This is a genomic window from Thermomonas sp. (assembly GCF_041919455.1).
Classification (GTDB): Bacteria; Pseudomonadota; Gammaproteobacteria; order Xanthomonadales; family Xanthomonadaceae; genus Thermomonas.
This window is the reverse complement of sequence record NZ_JAYRTQ010000021.1, coordinates 23,917-40,239: the sequence shown is the minus strand read 5'-3', so window position 1 is coordinate 40,239 and position 16,323 is coordinate 23,917. Positions and strand designations below refer to the sequence as shown.

At 67.2% G+C, this 16,323-nt stretch carries 15 protein-coding genes; 9 read left to right on the top strand and 6 right to left on the bottom strand.

Annotation, left to right across the window (positions count from 1 at the left end; genetic code table 11):
- Positions 1-117 (top strand): transposase (locus ACE3T8_RS12790; RefSeq protein ID WP_374609591.1); only part of this gene is annotated, 117 nt, incomplete at its 5' end.
- Between the two features lie 53 nt (positions 118-170).
- Here the strand turns inward: ACE3T8_RS12790 and ACE3T8_RS12785 are convergent.
- Positions 171-677, bottom strand: coding sequence for a hypothetical protein (locus tag ACE3T8_RS12785; protein ID WP_374609589.1), 507 nt, complete (start codon positions 675-677; stop codon positions 171-173).
- On the opposite strand from ACE3T8_RS12785, the gene ACE3T8_RS12780 reads away from it, so the two are divergent.
- A complete protein-coding gene (locus ACE3T8_RS12780) occupies positions 633-1,736 on the top strand; it encodes a hypothetical protein (protein WP_374609588.1) in 1,104 nt (367 codons plus the stop codon). The two genes, ACE3T8_RS12785 and ACE3T8_RS12780, sit on opposite strands and share 45 nt — an antisense overlap.
- On the opposite strand, the gene ACE3T8_RS12775 is transcribed toward ACE3T8_RS12780, so the two are convergent.
- Entirely contained in the window at positions 1,652-2,098 is a 447-nt protein-coding gene (locus ACE3T8_RS12775; RefSeq protein WP_374609587.1) for a nuclear transport factor 2 family protein, read from the bottom strand. The two genes, ACE3T8_RS12780 and ACE3T8_RS12775, sit on opposite strands and share 85 nt — an antisense overlap.
- Positions 2,099-2,224: 126 nt before the next feature.
- On the opposite strand from ACE3T8_RS12775, the gene ACE3T8_RS12770 reads away from it, so the two are divergent.
- On the top strand, positions 2,225-3,964 hold the full coding sequence (locus ACE3T8_RS12770) for a M1 family metallopeptidase (RefSeq protein WP_374609586.1): 1,740 nt from the start codon (positions 2,225-2,227) through the stop codon (positions 3,962-3,964).
- Between the two features lie 75 nt (positions 3,965-4,039).
- On the opposite strand, the gene ACE3T8_RS12765 is transcribed toward ACE3T8_RS12770, so the two are convergent.
- On the bottom strand, positions 4,040-5,296 hold the full coding sequence (locus tag ACE3T8_RS12765; protein ID WP_374609585.1) for a TIGR03862 family flavoprotein: 1,257 nt from the start codon (positions 5,294-5,296) through the stop codon (positions 4,040-4,042).
- A gap of 76 nt (positions 5,297-5,372) precedes the next feature.
- On the opposite strand from ACE3T8_RS12765, the gene ACE3T8_RS12760 reads away from it, so the two are divergent.
- From ACE3T8_RS12760 to ACE3T8_RS12745, 4 genes are read left to right on the top strand one after another with little or no spacing between them, the layout of a single operon-like run.
- Positions 5,373-6,851, top strand: coding sequence for a hypothetical protein (locus ACE3T8_RS12760; RefSeq protein WP_374609584.1), 1,479 nt, complete (start codon positions 5,373-5,375; stop codon positions 6,849-6,851).
- A gap of 30 nt (positions 6,852-6,881) precedes the next feature.
- The gene (locus ACE3T8_RS12755) at positions 6,882-7,673 is read left to right on the top strand and encodes a dimethylarginine dimethylaminohydrolase family protein (protein WP_374609583.1); all 792 of its coding nucleotides are present in this window, start codon (positions 6,882-6,884) and stop codon (positions 7,671-7,673) included.
- Positions 7,670-8,434: a sulfurtransferase gene (locus ACE3T8_RS12750; RefSeq protein WP_374609581.1), complete on the top strand. Its 765-nt coding sequence runs from the start codon at positions 7,670-7,672 to the stop codon at positions 8,432-8,434. Before ACE3T8_RS12755 ends, ACE3T8_RS12750 begins: the two co-directional genes overlap by 4 nt.
- Positions 8,431-8,583, top strand: a complete 153-nt coding sequence (locus ACE3T8_RS12745) for a hypothetical protein (RefSeq protein ID WP_374609579.1) — start codon at positions 8,431-8,433, stop codon at positions 8,581-8,583. Before ACE3T8_RS12750 ends, ACE3T8_RS12745 begins: the two co-directional genes overlap by 4 nt.
- A 7-nt stretch (positions 8,584-8,590) precedes the next feature.
- Here ACE3T8_RS12745 and ACE3T8_RS12740 read toward each other — a convergent pair whose 3' ends face one another.
- The 3 genes from ACE3T8_RS12740 to ACE3T8_RS12730 form a co-directional block, all read right to left on the bottom strand.
- The gene (locus tag ACE3T8_RS12740; protein WP_374609578.1) at positions 8,591-9,784 is read right to left on the bottom strand and encodes an NAD(P)/FAD-dependent oxidoreductase; all 1,194 of its coding nucleotides are present in this window, start codon (positions 9,782-9,784) and stop codon (positions 8,591-8,593) included.
- Entirely contained in the window at positions 9,781-10,536 is a 756-nt protein-coding gene (locus ACE3T8_RS12735; RefSeq protein ID WP_374609577.1) for a type 1 glutamine amidotransferase, read from the bottom strand. The genes ACE3T8_RS12740 and ACE3T8_RS12735 overlap by 4 nt, the downstream gene beginning before the upstream one ends.
- A 160-nt stretch (positions 10,537-10,696) precedes the next feature.
- Positions 10,697-12,463, bottom strand: coding sequence for a DEAD/DEAH box helicase (locus tag ACE3T8_RS12730; protein ID WP_374609576.1), 1,767 nt, complete (start codon positions 12,461-12,463; stop codon positions 10,697-10,699).
- A gap of 109 nt (positions 12,464-12,572) precedes the next feature.
- On the opposite strand from ACE3T8_RS12730, the gene ACE3T8_RS12725 reads away from it, so the two are divergent.
- Together ACE3T8_RS12725 and ACE3T8_RS12720 are read left to right on the top strand one after the other, a co-directional pair.
- On the top strand, positions 12,573-14,132 hold the full coding sequence (locus ACE3T8_RS12725) for a YdiU family protein (RefSeq protein WP_374609575.1): 1,560 nt from the start codon (positions 12,573-12,575) through the stop codon (positions 14,130-14,132).
- A 292-nt stretch (positions 14,133-14,424) separates the two neighbouring features.
- Entirely contained in the window at positions 14,425-16,314 is a 1,890-nt protein-coding gene (locus ACE3T8_RS12720; protein WP_374609574.1) for an ATP-binding cassette domain-containing protein, read from the top strand.
- Positions 16,315-16,323 lie beyond the last annotated feature (9 nt).

Here is a 16,323-nt window from a genome sequence, read left to right as displayed (position 1 = left end):
CTGGTCGAGGGCATCAACAACCGGATCAAGGTCATCAAGCGCATCGCCTACGGCTACCGCGACGACGCCTACTTCTTCCTCAAGATCCGAGCCGCATTCCCCGGAGTTGGGAGATGAACCAAAAAAACGCCCGGCCGAGGCCGGGCGTTGTGGTGCATGGGGACCGACGATCAGTAGCGGCTGATGTTGAGGATCGCGCCGAGGATCGCCGGCAGGATCACCGCCATCCCGTTGTCGTAGCGGCCGTATTGGTAGCGGCGGTAATAGCCGTCGCGGTAGCCGCGTTCGAAGCCCTGCTGGAAGTAGTAGCGGTAGTCATTGCGGCTGACGTAATAGCCGTTGTAACCGTACGACCCGTCCATGTAGCCGTAGTTGCCCTGGTAATCGAAGCGCCAGCGGTCGTTGCGGTCGGCCTGGCCGGCGTACCAGCCTTCCTGGTAACCATCGCGGATCGCTTGCTGCAGCAGGTCGCGGCCGTAGCGGTTGGTGTTGTACCAGCGCCCGCCGTAGTTGTAGCGGTAGTTGTAGGCGGTGTAGTAGTACGGATCGTTGTAGTAGTCGTGGCGCGACGCATTCCAGCGCGACTGCTGCGCAAGCCAGCGGCGGTAATAGTCCTGCTGGTAGCGGTACTGGTGATTGCGGCGCTGCCGTTCCAGTTCGCGGTTGCGCTGTTCCACGTGCGAACGGCGATCCGATTCCCGGCGCTGCCACTCCATGGCCTGGCGGCGTTGGTCGTCGATCCGGCGCTGCTGCTGGTCGCGCGAGATCCGGTCGTTGCGGTCGTCGCGGCGATCGTCACGCCAGTCGCGTCGATCATCGCGGCGCTCGTCGCGCGCATCATGGCGGTCGTCACGTCGATCATCGCGCCGGTCATCACGCTGACGCTGGTCTGCGATCCGGCGATCCTGTTCTGCCCGGTCGCGTGCCATGCGCTCGGCGCTGTCGCGGCGTTGCTCGTCGACACGGCGGTCGGCTTGCTGCTGGCGCTCGCGCTGCTGCTCGGCCAGGCGGCGTTCGCCCGCTTCACGCTGGCCCGCCTGTTCGCGACGCTGCTCGGCGATGCGTCGCTGCATGTCTTCGCGTTGTTCGGCCTGGCGCCGCATGCCCTCGTCGCGCTGGCGTGCCTGCACGTCGAGGTTCTCGCGGCGCTGCTGTTCGCGTTCGCGGCTGCCCTGGTCCCAGTTCTCGCGGCGTTCCGGCTGCCAGCGGCCATTGCCCTGCTGCAACGAAGAGCGCGGTTGCTCGGCCTGGCGTTCCTGCACCTGCGGCTGCCGTTGCGGTTGCTGGCGCTGCGGCTCCTGGCGCTGCGGTTGTTCGCGACTGGACTCGCTGCGATCCGCCTGCTGCCGGCGTTGCTTGCGGTCGTCGCGATCCTCGTGCTTGTCCTGTTGAAAGGCGAACGCGGGGGCAGTGGCACCGATGGCGAGCAGGGCGCCCATCAGCGAAACGGCGAGCCGGCGAGCGGTGAAATGGCGGGTCATGATCTTCTCCACCTGGTAGGTCTCCATCGGCCGCGAACCATTCGCGCCGTGGGTGCAGTTAGCGGTGTGAAGGATGAATCAATCCTGAGATTTTCGTTATTCGCCGCGGGCACGACCGGACCTGCCAGCTCGTATTCAGATTCGCCAATCGCGATGCCCGATGTAAGCGTTTACGGGTTCGCGGGCTTTTCCCGGCGCGCCCAGACCTTGTTGGCGATCTTCCACTCGCCGTCGACCTTGAGCAGCACGAAGTAGTCGGTGAAGGTGCCGGCGGGATAGTCCAGGGTGACCCGCGCCATCGCCGCGTTGCCGCTGATGTCGATGCTGTCGATCCAGCGCTTGCGTTGCCCCTCGTCGGCGGGCGGCGAGCCCTTGAAACCGGCGATGTACTCGTCCGCCGTCCACGACAGCAACTTGCCGTCGCGGATGCCCTCGACATGCGCGGTCGGCAGGAACGCCTGGCGGATGTACGCAGCATCGCCGGTGGCGTGGCCACGCAGGTAGGCTTCCAGCGGCTTGCGTGCTGCCGCCTCGTCGTGGGATTGCTGGGCCATCGCGTTGCCGGGCATCGAAAGCCAGGCGGCGGTCAACAGCAGCGGAATCGCAAGCAGGCGCATGGCGGCATCCTCGTCGGTGGTGCCGCGAGCCTACGCGCCGGCGGGCCAGCGCAGATGTGACGAAAGACAGGGTCGATGTCCCGTCGCGCATGCGAAAGTTGCCGTTCGTTCACCCGGACCGTCGCCATGCCCGTTGTTCGTTGCCTGCTTGCCGCTGCACTCGCATCCGCCTGCTTCGTCGCGCAGGCCGCACAACCGGCGTTGACCAGGACCACCGCGGCCAGCGGCCTGCCGCGCGCGGCGGAGCAAGCAGCGGTGACGTTCGAGCGCGCCGAGCTCTCGTTCAAGCTGGATCCTGCGCGCAAGTGGCTGGATGGTGATGCCATCCTGACATTCCGCGCCGTTCAGCCCATCGACAAGCTCGTCGTCGACCTGGATCGCAATTACGCGGTGGATCGGGTCGATGTGGATGGCAAGTCCGTCGATACCGCCCATTGGCGCAACCCGGAAGGCCGGATGACGGTAGACCTTCCACAACCGCTTGCGAAAGGCGCGCGGGCGACCTTGCGCATCCGTTACGCTGGTCATCCGCACGTCGCCGACAAGGCCCCGTGGGATGGTGGCTTCGTCTGGGCGACCGCCCCGGCCGGCGAGCCCTGGATCGCCACCGCGGTGCAAGGCGAGGGCTGCGACCTGCTGTGGCCCTGCATCGACCATCCACTTGGCGAGCCTCGGGAAGTCATCCAGCACGTCACCGTGCCGAGCCCGCTGGTGGCGGCCGGCAACGGCATCGCCGAAGGGATGGAAGAGAAGGATGGCTGGCGCACGTACCACTGGCGCGCGAAGAATCCGAACACCTATGCGATCGCACTGAACATCGGCCCGTACGATCTGCTGCAGGGCGAGTACGCCTCGCGCCATGGCAACACCATCCCGCTGCGCTTCTGGCACCTGAAGGGCAACAAGGCCAAGGCCGAAGGCCTGTTCGCCGAATTCGCGCCGATGCTGGATTTCTTCGAGGAGATGATCGGCCCGTACCCGTTCGCCGGCGAGAAGATGGGCGTGGTCGAAACCCCGCACCTGGGCATGGAACACCAGACCATCAATGCCTACGGCAACGGCTACAAGAAAGACGAATATGGCTATGACTGGTTGCTGCAGCACGAGTTCGCGCACGAGTGGTTCGGCAACCAGCTGACCCATGTCGATTGGGAGGATTTCTGGCTGCATGAAGGCTTCGGCAGCTACATGCAACCGCTCTACGCGCAATGGCTGCGCGGCGACATGGCCTACATGGCGGCGCTGATGAAGCAGCGCGCGGCGATCGTGAACAAATACCCGGTGATCTCCGGACGCGGCTTGCCGGAAAACGAGGTCTACAAGGCGGGAGAAGGACCGGGCAACGACACGTATTACAAGGGCTCGCTGATGCTGCACACGCTGCGTGGCTTGATCGGCGATGCGGTCTTCTTCCGCGCCACCCGCGAACTCGTCTACGGCACTGCCACGCCGACGCCCGGCAACTTCGAGCCGCGACACGCATCCACCGATGACTTCATCGCCATCGTCAACCGCCTCACCCGGAAGGACTATCGCTGGTTCTTCGATGGCTACCTGCGGCATGCGGCATTGCCGGAACTGCTGGCCACGCGCGATGCGGACGGACTCTCGTTGCGCTGGAAGACCGCTGGTGAAACGCCGTTCCCGCTGCCGGTGCAGGTGCGCGTGGGCGACAAGGTTGTCGATGTGGCGATGACCGAGGGACGCGGCCATGTGGACGTGCCGGCAGGTGCCACCTACACGCTGGATCCGCATTCGCGGGTGCTGCGCGCGTTGCCGCACATCGCCCAGTTCCAGAAAGACACGGCGGATCGCGCGAAGGCGGCGGCGGAGAAAGCCAAGGCCGAGGCCGCGAAGAAGCAGTAGGTCTTGCGAAAAGGGGTCAGAGTGAAGTTTCGCGAATGAACAATTGGAACCGACCGAGCCACGTCGGCGCGAAATTCACTCTGACCCCTTTTCGTCCCGCAACCAGGCCACCGCGCCGCGCCCCGCGCGCAACCCGCTGGCGAAACATGCCGTGAGCAGGTAGCCGCCGGTCGGCGCTTCCCAGTCGAGCATCTCGCCGGCGCAGAAGACACCCGGCGCATCGCGCAGCATCAGTGCGTCGTCCATCGCTTCCAGGCGCACGCCGCCGGCGGTGGAAATGGTTTCCGCCATCGGCCGCGGGCGCAGGAGTCGCAACGGCAATCGCTTCAGCGTGGCGGCGATGCGTGCCGTGTCGTGCAGCGCCGGTTTGTCGAGTACCTCGTGCAGCAGCGCGACCTTCGCGCCGTCGATGCCGGTCTGCCGGCGCAGGTGTTCGCCCAGGCTGCGACCGTTGCGTGGTTTCTCCAGGTCCTGCCGCAATCGTTCCAGCGTGCGGCCAGGAACGAGGTCGAGGTGCAGCGTCGCGTGGCCATTGCGCGCGATGGCATCGCGCAGGTCGGCGGCGATCGCATAGACCAGGCTGCCCTCGATGCCGGCCTCGGTCAGCACGCATTCGCCCTGCAGCCCATGCTCGATGCCGGCGGCATCGCACCAATGCGCGACCACGGGTTTCAGCGGCGCGCCGGCATGTTTCCCGGACAAGAAATCGCTCCAGCCGATGTCGAACCCGCAATTGGCGGGCTGCAGCGGTGCGATGTCGATGCCGCGCGCCGTGAGTGTCTCCACCCAAGCGCCGTCGGAACCGAGTTGCGGCCAGCTGCTGCCGCCGAGTGCCAGGACCACGGCATCGGCCATGAACGATGTGTCGCCAGCGGGCGTGGCGAAGCGCAAGGCGCCCGCATCGTCCCAGCCCTGCCAGCGATGCTGCACATGGAACTGCACGCCCGCATCGCGCAGGCGACGCACCCAGCCGCGCAGCAGTGGCGCGGCCTTGCGATCCATCGGGAACACCCGGCCGGAACTGCCGACGTACGTCTCCACGCCGAAACCGCGCGCCCAGCCGCGCAAGGCATCGGCATCGAAATCGTCGAGCCAGGCGCCGACGTCGCCAGCGCGCTCGCGGTAGCGGCCATCGAATGCAGGGCGCGATTCGGAATGGGTGAGGTTGAGCCCGCCCTTGCCGGCGATCAGGAACTTGCGGCCCACCGAGCCCTTGGCCTCGAACAGATGGACTTCGATGCCAGCCGCGCGGGCAACCTCGGCGGCCATCAGGCCGGCGGGGCCACCGCCGATCACGGCGAGGCGGGCAGGGTGCGGAGGGGCATCGGTCATCCGCACATGATGCCGCGACTGCAACCGCCGGCGCATCCGCCGTATCCCTTGCGCAATGTTCCCGTGGATGCCGTCGATGTCGCGCCTAGTGCCTGTCTTGCTGTTGCTCCTGCTGTTGCCGCTTGCCAGCGTCGCGGCGGATTGGGATGGCAAGCCCAATCGCTACCGCGTGCGCCTCGACGCACAGGCCACCCGCGCGGTGGTCGAGGCCGACCTCTGGCAGCAGAGCGACATGCTCTCCATGTACAACGTGATGGAGGTGCCCGGATTGCCGAACGGGCAGGCCAGCCTGGTCGAGGATTTGCGCGCCATCGATGCGGATGGGGCGACGGTTGCGTTGAAGGACCTGGGTGCGGGCGACTACGGCATCGCCGGCGGGCGCCGCATCCGCCTGTCGTATGCAGTGCGGCTGGAACACGACCAGTACCCGTGGCCCGCCGGCATGGAAGAGGTCTCGTACCACACGGACGAAGGCGTGATGGCCACCGGTGCGGCACTGTTCTTCGCCGACGGCGATGCGCCGGTGCAGGCACCGATCGAGGTCGACTTCGACTTGCCGCAGGGCTGGCAGGCGCGCACGCCATGGACCCGCATGGGCGGGGGCGACCGCTTCCGGGTGGATTCGCGTCGCGAGCTGGTCAGCAATGCCTTGTTCCTCGGCACCGCGCACGCGGAAACCTTCGATGCCGGCGGCGTCGAACTCACGCTCGTGTTGGGCAAGCGCTATCGGAAAAGCGCGCCACTGTTCATCGACTTGCTGCGCACGCAACTGGCCAGCTATGCCGAACTGTTCGGCGGGCCGCCGCTGTCCAGGCGTTACCTGATCATCATCAATGACCATGCAAGCGGCGATGGCGGCGCCTTCGCCAGCAGCTTCAGCCAGTTCGTGCAGGGCGACGCCGACGAACGCAACCGGGTGATCTGGGGCTACGTGATGGCCCACGAACTGCTGCATTTCTGGAACGGGCTCAGCATCGTCCCGGCCGACCATCGCGAGGAATGGTTCAAGGAAGGCATCACCGACTACCTGACCATCGTGACCCTGGCCCGCAACGGCTGGCTGGACGAAACCCTGCTGTTCAAGCGCCTGGAGAACGTGCCGCGCCGTTATCTGATCGCCCGCTTCGCACAGGGGTTGAAGATGAGCGTGCGCGACGCCGGCAAGGACAAGCAGCCCAATCGCCAGCTGGTCTACGGCGGCGGCAGCCTGGCCGCGCTGGCACTGGACGTGGCCCTGCGCGAGCGCAGCGGCGACCGGGTCGGCCTGCCGGAATTCATGCGCGCGCTGCACGCCGAATTCGGCAAACCCGGCAAGACCTATGCGCTGGCGGACCTGGAGCGCATCGCGATGTCGCTGACCGGAAGCGATTTCTCGGGGTTCTTCAACGATGCGGTAGGCAGCACGTCGCATTTCGACATCCGCCCAAGCTATGCCGCACTGGGCCTGCGCATGGACAGCTTCGTCGAGGAGATGTTCATCAGCCGCGAGCCCGGGGCAACACCCGCCCAGCAGGCTCGCTTCCAGGCGGTGTTCGGGACGCCGGCAGTTCGCTGATCCACGCAGTGGCCGGCTTACAATGGCGACATGTGGACCGCCATTACCCGTGACGTCAGCCCGGCGCTCGCCGATTGCCAGTTGTCCTTCGTCGAGCGCGACGCCATCGACGTCGACCGCGCGCGCGCGCAGCACGCTGCCTACCGCACGGCGCTGGAAGCGCTGGGTTGCGAGGTGCTGGAGCTGCCGGCCGAAGCCGCCTTTCCGGATTCGGTGTTCGTCGAGGACGTGGCGCTGGCCTTCGACGAGCTCGCCATCGCCACCCGGCCGGGCGCGGAATCCCGTCGCGACGAGGGCGGCGCGGTGCTGGACCTGCTCGGCCGCGTTCGCACCCTGTCGCGGATCGAAGCGCCCGCCACGCTGGACGGCGGCGATGTGCTGCGGATCGGCAAGCGCGTGTTCGTCGGTATCTCCGCGCGCAGCAATGCCGCCGGCCACGGCCAGTTGCGCGACTTGCTGGCGCCGCATGGCTACACCGTGGAGTCGGTGGCGATGCGCGACTGCCTGCACCTGAAGTCCGCGGTCACCCAGGTCGGTGAGGCGACGGTGCTGGTCAATCCGGCCTGGGTCGACGTCGCACCGTTCGCCGATTACACCAACATCGAGGTCGACCCCATCGAGCCGCATGCCGCCAATGCGGTGCGGGTGGGCGATGCGCTGCTGTATCCGCAGGGCTTCCCGCGCACGCAGGCGCGCCTGCGCAGCGCCGGCATCGAGGTCACCACGGTGGATGTCTCCGAACTGCAGAAGGCCGAAGGCGCAGTGACCTGCTGCAGCATCCTGTTGCGCAGCGGTGCCGGCCAGTCGACGGCGATCGCGTGATCCTCAACATCGCCGCCTATCTGTTCGTCGCCATCGACGATGCCGATGCGCTGGCCGTGCGCCTGCGCGAACGCGCCGAGACCGACGGCTTGCGCGGCAGCATGCTGGTCACCCCGGAAGGCCTGAACCTGTTCCTGGCCGGCGAGGACATCGCCTTGCGCGGCTTCCTGGGCTGGCTGCGCGACGACCCGCGCTTCGCCGCCCTGCAGGCAAAGGAAAGCTGGAGCGAGGCGATCCCGTTTGCGCGGCTCAAGGTGAAGCGCAAGGACGAGATCATCGCGTTCCGCCGCGAACATGCCTCACCGCTGCAAACGGGCGAACGCGCACCTGCCGTCGAGCCCGCCACTCTGGCGCGCTGGATCCGACAAGGCCATGACGATGCCGGCCGCCGGCTGGTCCTGCTGGACACCCGCAATCGCGAGGAATTCGGCTTCGGCACCTTCGAAGGCGCGCTGACCCTGCCGATCGACAATTTCACCGACCTGCCGGACGCGCTTGCGCCGCATCGCGCCGAATTGCGCGATGCCACCGTGGTCAGTTTCTGCACCGGCGGCATCCGCTGCGAGAAAGCCGCCCTGTGGCTGCGCCATGACGGCATGGACAACCTCCTGCAGTTGGACGGCGGCATCCTCGGCTATTTCGAGGCGGTCGGCGGCGCAGGCTATGACGGCGGCTGCTTCGTGTTCGACGAACGCGTCGCATTGGATCCGCGATTGAAACCACGGGTGGATGGCATGGCGACGAAGGAAGCGGCCGCATGAGCTGGGTCGGCATCGCGGTGCTGATCGTGGCGATCTACGCGGCGATCAAGGTCGTCGGCGCGCTGTTCAAGATCGCGCTCTGGGTCGCCATCCTCGGCTTCGCGTGGTGGTATTTCGGGCCGATGATCGGGATCCCGTTCCCCTTCTGACGCGCCGTCAGGCGGCCAGCGCGGTGCCTGCCGCATGCCCGCTGGCCCAGGCCCACTGGAAGTTGTAGCCGCCCAGCCAGCCGGTCACGTCGACCACTTCGCCGATGAAATACAGGCCCGGCACGCGTTTCGACATCATCGTGCTGGATGACAGTCCGTCGGTATCCACGCCACCGAGGGTGACCTCGGCGGTGCGATAGCCCTCGGTGCCGCTGGCGACCAGCGGCCATGACGACAGCAGTTCGGCGATGCCGCGCAGCTCCGGCGCGTTGTATTGCCGTAGCGGCTTGCTCGCGATCCAGTGCTCGCACAAGCGCTGGGCGAAACGCTTCGGCAGCACCTCGCCTAGCAGGGTCTTCAGCTCGGCATCGCGCCGGGTCGCCTGCCATTGAAGCAACAGTGTGTTGGCGTCCTGGCCGGGCAGGAGATCGAGCCGGAGGTCATCGCCCGGTTGCCAGTAGCTGGAAATCTGCAGGATCGACGGCCCGCTGATCCCGCGATGGGTGACCAGCATGAAATTGCGGAAGCTCGCGTCGTTGCAGCGCGCTTCGATCGGCAACGACACGCCTGCCAGCTCCTGCAGGCGTTCGGCATGCTTGCCGGTCAGGGTGAGGGGAACCAACCCGGCGCGCGTCGGCAGCACGGCGTGGCCGGATTGCTTCGCCAGCGCGTAGCCGAAGCCGGACGCGCCCATGCTCGGGATCGACAGGCCGCCGCTGGCGACGACCAGCGCGGGCGCGACGAGGCGACCTTGCGCGGTGTGCAGGCGGAAGCGGCCGTCGTCCATGTGTTCGACGCGCTCGATCGCGCATTGCGTGCGCACCTCGACGCCGGCCGCCGCGCATTCGTGGAGCAGCATCGCCACGACCTGTTTGCTGGACTCGTCGCAGAACAACTGGCCGAGTTCCTTCTCGTGGTACTTGATGCCGTGGCGCTCGACCAGTTCGATGAACTGCCAGGGCGTGTAGCGCGCCAGCGCCGACTTGCAGAAATGCGGGTTGGCCGAAAGGTAGTTGGCGGGCGTGGTGCCGGTGTTGGTGAAATTGCAGCGACCGCCGCCGGACATCAGGATCTTCTTGCCGACCTTGTTGGCGTGGTCGACCACCAGCACGCGCAAGCCGCGCCTGCCGGCGGTGATCGCGGCCATCAGGCCGGCGGCACCGGCACCGACCACGATGGCGTCGTAGCCGCGCTCGCTCACGCCCACTCGCGCGAGGGCAGGGTGAAGCGCCGCTGCGGGCGGCCAACCAGGTCGAGGAAATTCTCGAACACCGCATTGGCCTGTTGCTGCATGGATGCGATGTGCTGCCTGGTCTGCGCGCGGATCGCGTCGGCGTCGTGCGGCAGGCCGGAACCGGCGAGTTCCTCGCGATAGGCCGGATTCGCCAGCCAGCGTTCGACCAGGCGCTCGTCCATCTCCAGATGGAACTGGAAGCCGTAGGCGTTGTCGCCGTAACGGAAGGCCTGCTGCTCGCATTGCGCGCTGCGCGCCAGATGCGTGGCGCCATCGGGGATGTCGAAGCGGCAGCCATGCCACTGGAACACGGGGGTCTCCGCCTGCAGCGGCGCAAGGACCGGGTCCGCCACGCCCTCGGCCGTCTTCTGCAGCGGGTACCAGCCGATTTCAGGAACCTCGTTCCGGCGTACGGGTGCGCCCAGCACATGCGCCAGCAATTGCGCACCCAGGCAGATCCCGAGGACCGGCTTGCCCTGTTCGAGCATGCGTTCGATGGCGATCATCTCGTTGCGCAGGTGCGGGCGTTGCGGATGGTCTTCCACATTCATCGGCCCACCCAGCACGATCAGGCCGCGGTAGCGGTCGACGTTGAGCTGGGCGTCCGGATGGCGCTCGAAATTCTTGAAGCGGATCCGGTGCCCGCGCTGGCGGATCAACGGATCGAGCGTGCCCAGCGGTTCGGCGGCGACGTGCTGGAAGACGAGGAGGCGCGGCATGCGGGAACTATGCCAAAAGCCTGCTGCAGGCGGGCATTCGAGTTGCTTCGTTCGTCATGCCTGCGAAGGCAGGCATCCAGTGTCGTTGATCTTCGAGCGGATGCTCAACATCTGCACGAAAGTCGCTGGATTCCTGCTTTCGCAGGAATGACGAGCATGCTCAGCGCGGGCCGCGCGGCTTGAACCCGCCCGGCTTGCGCGGGCCGCCACGCGGCGGGCCGAAACTGCGCTTGGCCTTGGGCGCGTCGATGTCCGCATCCTCGGCCACCCGCATGCGCAAGGGCCGGCTGGCCACGCGTACGGTCTGCATGTGCTGCAGCAGGTCGGCCGGCATGCCATCGGGCAGGTCGACCAGGGTGAAATCGTCGCGGATGTCGATGCGGCCGATGAAGCGTGATTCCAGGTCGGCCTCATTGGCGATCGCGCCGACGATGTTGCCCGGCTGTACGCCGTGCTGGTAGCCGACCTCGATGCGGTACGTCTTCATGCCGACTTCCGGGGCATTCGAATCGCGCGGCGTGCGTTCGCGCACGGGACGCTCCGGGCGTTCGCTGCGTTCGCGCGGTTCGCGCACCTCGAAGCTGCGCTCCGGTACGGCCGGCTTGGCCAGCAATAGCGGGGTCTTGCCCTGCACGAGTTGCGCCAGCGCGGCGGCGATCTCAACCGCCGGCACGTTCTTCTCGCGCTCGTAGCGTTCCACCAGGTCGCGGAACACCGAAAGATCGTCGCTGGCCAATGCGCCCTCGATCTTGTCGAGGAACTTGGCCACCCGGCGCTCGTTGACCGCGTCCACGCTGGGCAGGTTCATCTGCTCGATCTTCTGCCGGGTCGCGCGTTCGATCGCGCCCAGCATGCCGCGCTCGCGCGGGGCCACGAACAGGATCGCCTCGCCCTTGCGGCCGGCACGGCCGGTGCGGCCGATGCGGTGCACGTAGCTTTCGGTGTCGTAGGGGATGTCGTAGTTCAGCACGTGGCTGATCCGCTCCACGTCCAGTCCGCGCGCGGCCACGTCGGTGGCCACCAGCACGTCGATCTGGCCGTCCTTGAGCCGCTGGATGGTGCGCTCGCGGGTCTTCTGCTCCACGTCGCCGTTGATCGCCGCGGCGCTGAAGCCGCGTGCGGCCAGTTTCTCGGCCAGTTCGTCGGTGCCCAGCTTGGTGCGCGCGAAGATGATCATCGCGTCGAACGGCTCGGCTTCCATGATCCGGGTCAGTGCATCCAGCTTGTTGATCCCGCTGACCATCCAGAAGCGCTGGCGGATGTTCTCCGCAGTCGTGGTCTGCGCCTTGATCGCGATCTCGGCCGGGTCCTTCAGGTAGGTCTGGGCGATGCGCTTGATCTGCGCGGGCATCGTCGCCGAGAACAACGCGACCTGGCGGGTCTCGGGCGTCTTCTTCAGCACCGCCTCGACATCGTCGATGAAGCCCATCCGCAGCATCTCGTCGGCTTCGTCCAGCACCAGCATGCGCAGCTGCGACAGGTCCAGCGAGCCACGCTCCAGGTGGTCGATGACCCGGCCGGGGGTGCCGACGACCACGTGCACGCCACGCTTCAGCGCGCTGAGCTGCGGCATGTAGCTCTGGCCGCCGTAGATCGGCAGCACGTGGAAGCCGGGGATGTGGGTGGCGTATTTCTGGAACGCCTCGGCGACCTGGATGGCCAGTTCGCGGGTGGGCGCCAGCACCAGCACCTGCGGCTTGCTGGCGGCGGCGTCCAGCTTGGCCAGCGCGGGCAGGGCGAACGCAGCGGTCTTGCCGGTGCCGGTCTGGGCCTGGCCGATCATGTCGCGGCCGGCCAGCAACGGCGGGATGGTCGCCGCCTGGATCGGGCTGGGGGATTCGTAACCGACGCCGCGCAGGGCCTGCAGCAGGGTCTCGGGCAGGCCGAGGTCGGTGAATTTGATGTCGGGAGTGGTTTCGGCGCTCATATGCGTCCCATGTGACTCTTGGAGTGGGCGTGACCGCCGGGATTGACCGCACAGTGTACGCCCGCCGGCCCGAGCTCTGGCTCCAACGCCGACGCGGCTACGATGTCGCATGCATTTGCCGACCTTCGACAACACGTTCCTGCGCGCGATGCCCGGCGACCCCGAGGCGCGCGTCTTTCCGCGCCAGGTCCAGGCGGCGCTGTGGTCCGCGGTCGAGCCGACTCCGGTCGAAGCGCCACGCCTCCTGGCCCATTCCCCGGAAATGGCGGCAGAGCTTGGCTTCAGCGAAGCCGACATTGCCTCTCCCGAATTTGCCGAGGTATTCGGCGGCAACGCCCTGCTGCCGGGCATGCAGCCCTTCGCGACCAACTATGGTGGCCACCAGTTCGGCCACTGGGCCGGGCAATTGGGCGATGGCCGGGCGATCTCGCTGGGCGAGACGGTCTTGCCCGATGGCCAGCGCCGCGAGCTGCAACTGAAAGGCGCCGGGCCGACCCCGTATTCGCGCAGCGCCGACGGTCGCGCGGTGCTGCGCTCCTCGATCCGCGAGTTCCTGTGCAGCGAGGCGATGCACCACCTCGGCATCCCGACCACGCGGGCGCTGAGCCTGGTCGGCACCGGCGAGGGCGTGGTCCGCGACATGTTCTACGACGGCCATCCCGAGGTCGAGGCCGGGGCCATCGTCTGCCGGGTCGCGCCCTCGTTCCTGCGCTTTGGCCACTTCGAATTGCCGGCGATGCGCGGCAACATCGACCTGCTGCGTCGACTGGCGGACTTCTGCATCGCGCGCGATTTCCCGCACCTGCCGGGGCAGGGCGAGGCGCTGTACGCCGACTGGTTCGCCGAGGTTTGCGAGCGCACCGCGCGGCTGGTGGCCGGCTGGATGCGCGTGGGCTTCGTCCACGGGGTGCTCAACACCGACAACCTGTCGATCTTGGGCCTGACGATCGATTACGGCCCGTACGGCTGGATCGACGCCTACGATCCCGACTGGACCCCGAACACCACCGACGCCGCCGGCCGCCGCTACCGCTTCGGCTGGCAGCCGCGGGTGGCCTACTGGAACCTGGGCCAGCTGGCGCGGGCCTTGTCGCCCTTGTTCGTCGATCCCGCGCCGTTGCAGGCCGGGCTGGAACGTTTCGCGACCGCCTACACCGCAGCGGACCGCGACAACACCGCGCGCAAGCTGGGGTTGGCGGAGTGTCGCGATGACGACATCGAGCTGCTGCGCGACCTGCACGGGCTGATGCAGTCGCACGAAGTCGACATGACGCTCTGGTTCCGTGCGCTGGCCGATGTCGATCCGGAGACGCCTTCGCTGGCGTTGCTGGAAGAGGCGTTCTACGACCCCGGCAAGCGCGCGGGTGGCGAGGCCGCGTTCAATGGCTGGCTGGCGCGTTATGCCGCGCGCCTGGATGAGGATCCGTTGGCGGCCAGCGAGCGCCGCGCCCGCATGCGCGCGGCCAATCCGAAGTACGTGTTGCGCAACTGGCTGGCGCAGGAAGCCATCGACCGTGCCGATGCCGGCGACATGGCCGGCATCGGCGAATTGCTGGAGGTGATGCGCCGGCCGTACGACGACCAGCCGGGCCAGGAGCGATTCGCGGGGAAACGCCCGGACTGGGCGAAGGACAAGGCCGGCTGCTCGATGCTGTCGTGTTCCTCGTAGCCCGGATAAGCGAAGCGCATCCGGGACGCACGCGAGCCCCGGGTGCGGCCTGGCGGCCTTACCCGGGCTACAAGGGCTTACTTGCCCTTCTTTTCCTTCTTCGCCGCGCGCTTTTCCTTCAGCGACTTTTCCGGCTTCTTCTTCTCGGTCTTCTTCTGGTCCATGCCCTTGCTCATGGCGATCTCCGGTCGAGTGGATGGATGGTGCTGGGCGCAAGCCTACCGCGACCGTGCGTGGACGGGAACGGCCGCGCCAACGGGTGTGCGATGACGCCGGCACGTACAATGCGCGGATGCCTCTGATCACTTTGCAGGGCCTCGACTACAGCGTCGGCGGCCCCTTGTTGCTGGAACACGTCGACCTGACCATCGAAGCGGGCGAGCGCATCGCCCTGATCGGCCGCAACGGCGCCGGCAAGTCGACCCTGATGAAGTTGCTGGCCGGCGAGCTGAAGCCGGACGATGGCGAAGTGCGCGTCGAGGGTGGTCGCCGCATCGCCCGCCTGGAGCAGGAAGTCCCGCTGGATGCGGCCGGCAGCGTGTTCGACGTGGTCGCCGCCGGACTGGGCGATGTCGGCGCGCAGTTGGCCCACTACCACCACCTGATCCATGCCGAGCACATCGACATGGATGCGCTGGCCGAGGTGCAGGCCAGGATCGAGGCCGCCAACGGCTGGTCGCTCGACCAGCGGGTCATCGAGACCCTGGAGCGGCTCGGACTGGATGGCGATGCCGACTTCGCCGCGCTCTCGGGCGGGATGAAGCGGCGCGTGCTGCTGGCGCGTGCGCTGGTCTCGCAGCCTGACCTGCTGCTGCTGGACGAGCCGACCAACCACCTCGACATCACCGCGATCGACTGGCTGGAAGGCTTCCTCAAGCAGTGGAGCGGGGCGCTGGTGTTCGTGACCCACGACCGCCGCTTCCTGCGCGCGCTCGCCACCCGCATCGTCGAGATCGACCGCGGCCAGGTCACCAGCTGGCCGGGCGACTGGGACAACTACCAGCGCCGCAAGGAAGAGCGGCTCAACGCCGAGGCGCAGGAAAACGCGCGCTTCGACAAGCTGCTCGCCCAGGAGGAAGTGTGGATCCGCCAAGGCATCAAGGCCCGGCGCACCCGAGATGAGGGCCGCGTGCGCCGCCTGAAGGCGATGCGCGAGGATCGCGCGCAGCGCCGCGCGCAGACCGGCAACGTGAAGATGGCCACCGCCCAGGCCGGGGAGTCCGGCAAGAAGGTGATCGAGGCGAAGGCCGTCAGCTTCGCGCATGGAGACAACGTACTGGTGCGCGATTTCAGCACCGTGATCATGCGAGGCGATCGCATCGGCCTGGTCGGACCCAATGGCAGCGGCAAGACCACCCTGCTCAAGCTGCTGCTGGGCAACCTGCAGCCCCAGGCTGGCGAAATCCGCACTGGCACCCAGCTGCAGATTGCCTACTTCGACCAGTACCGCGCCACACTGCGCGAGGACTGGAACGCCATCGAGAACGTGGCCGAGGGGCGCGAGTTCGTCGAGGTCGGCGGCAAGCAGAAGCACATCATCGGCTACCTTCAGGACTTCCTGTTCACCCCGGAACGCGCCCGCGCGCCGATCACCCGCCTGTCCGGCGGCGAGCGCAATCGCCTGCTGCTGGCGCGCCTGTTCGCCCAGCCATCCAACCTGCTGGTGATGGACGAACCGACCAACGACCTCGACGTCGAAACCCTCGAATTGCTGGAAGAACTGCTGGGCGACTACCCCGGCACCCTGTTGCTGGTCAGCCACGACCGCGACTTCCTCGACAACGTGGTGACTTCGACCATCGTCATGGAGGGCGATGGCCGGATCGGAGAGTTCGTCGGGGGCTACAGCGATTGGCTGCGCCAGGCGGCATCGGCGACCGAACGGCAGGCGCTGGCGCAGGCCAGGCCTGCGACGGTGGGTGCTGGCGTTACAGCTGCACCTGTAGCCGCCTCGCAGCCCAAGGCAAAGCGCAGCTTCAAGGAACTGAAGGAGCTGGAGCAACTGCCGCTGCGCATCGAGGCGCTGGAAACGCAGCTCGCGACAATGACGGCACGCATGGCCGAGCCCGGCTACTACCAGCGCCAGGCCGACCTGGTCACCGCAGACAACATCGCGATGGCGGCCACGCAGGCCGAGCTCGATGCTGCCTACCTGCGCTGGGAAGCGCTCGAAGGCAGTTGAGCCATGACG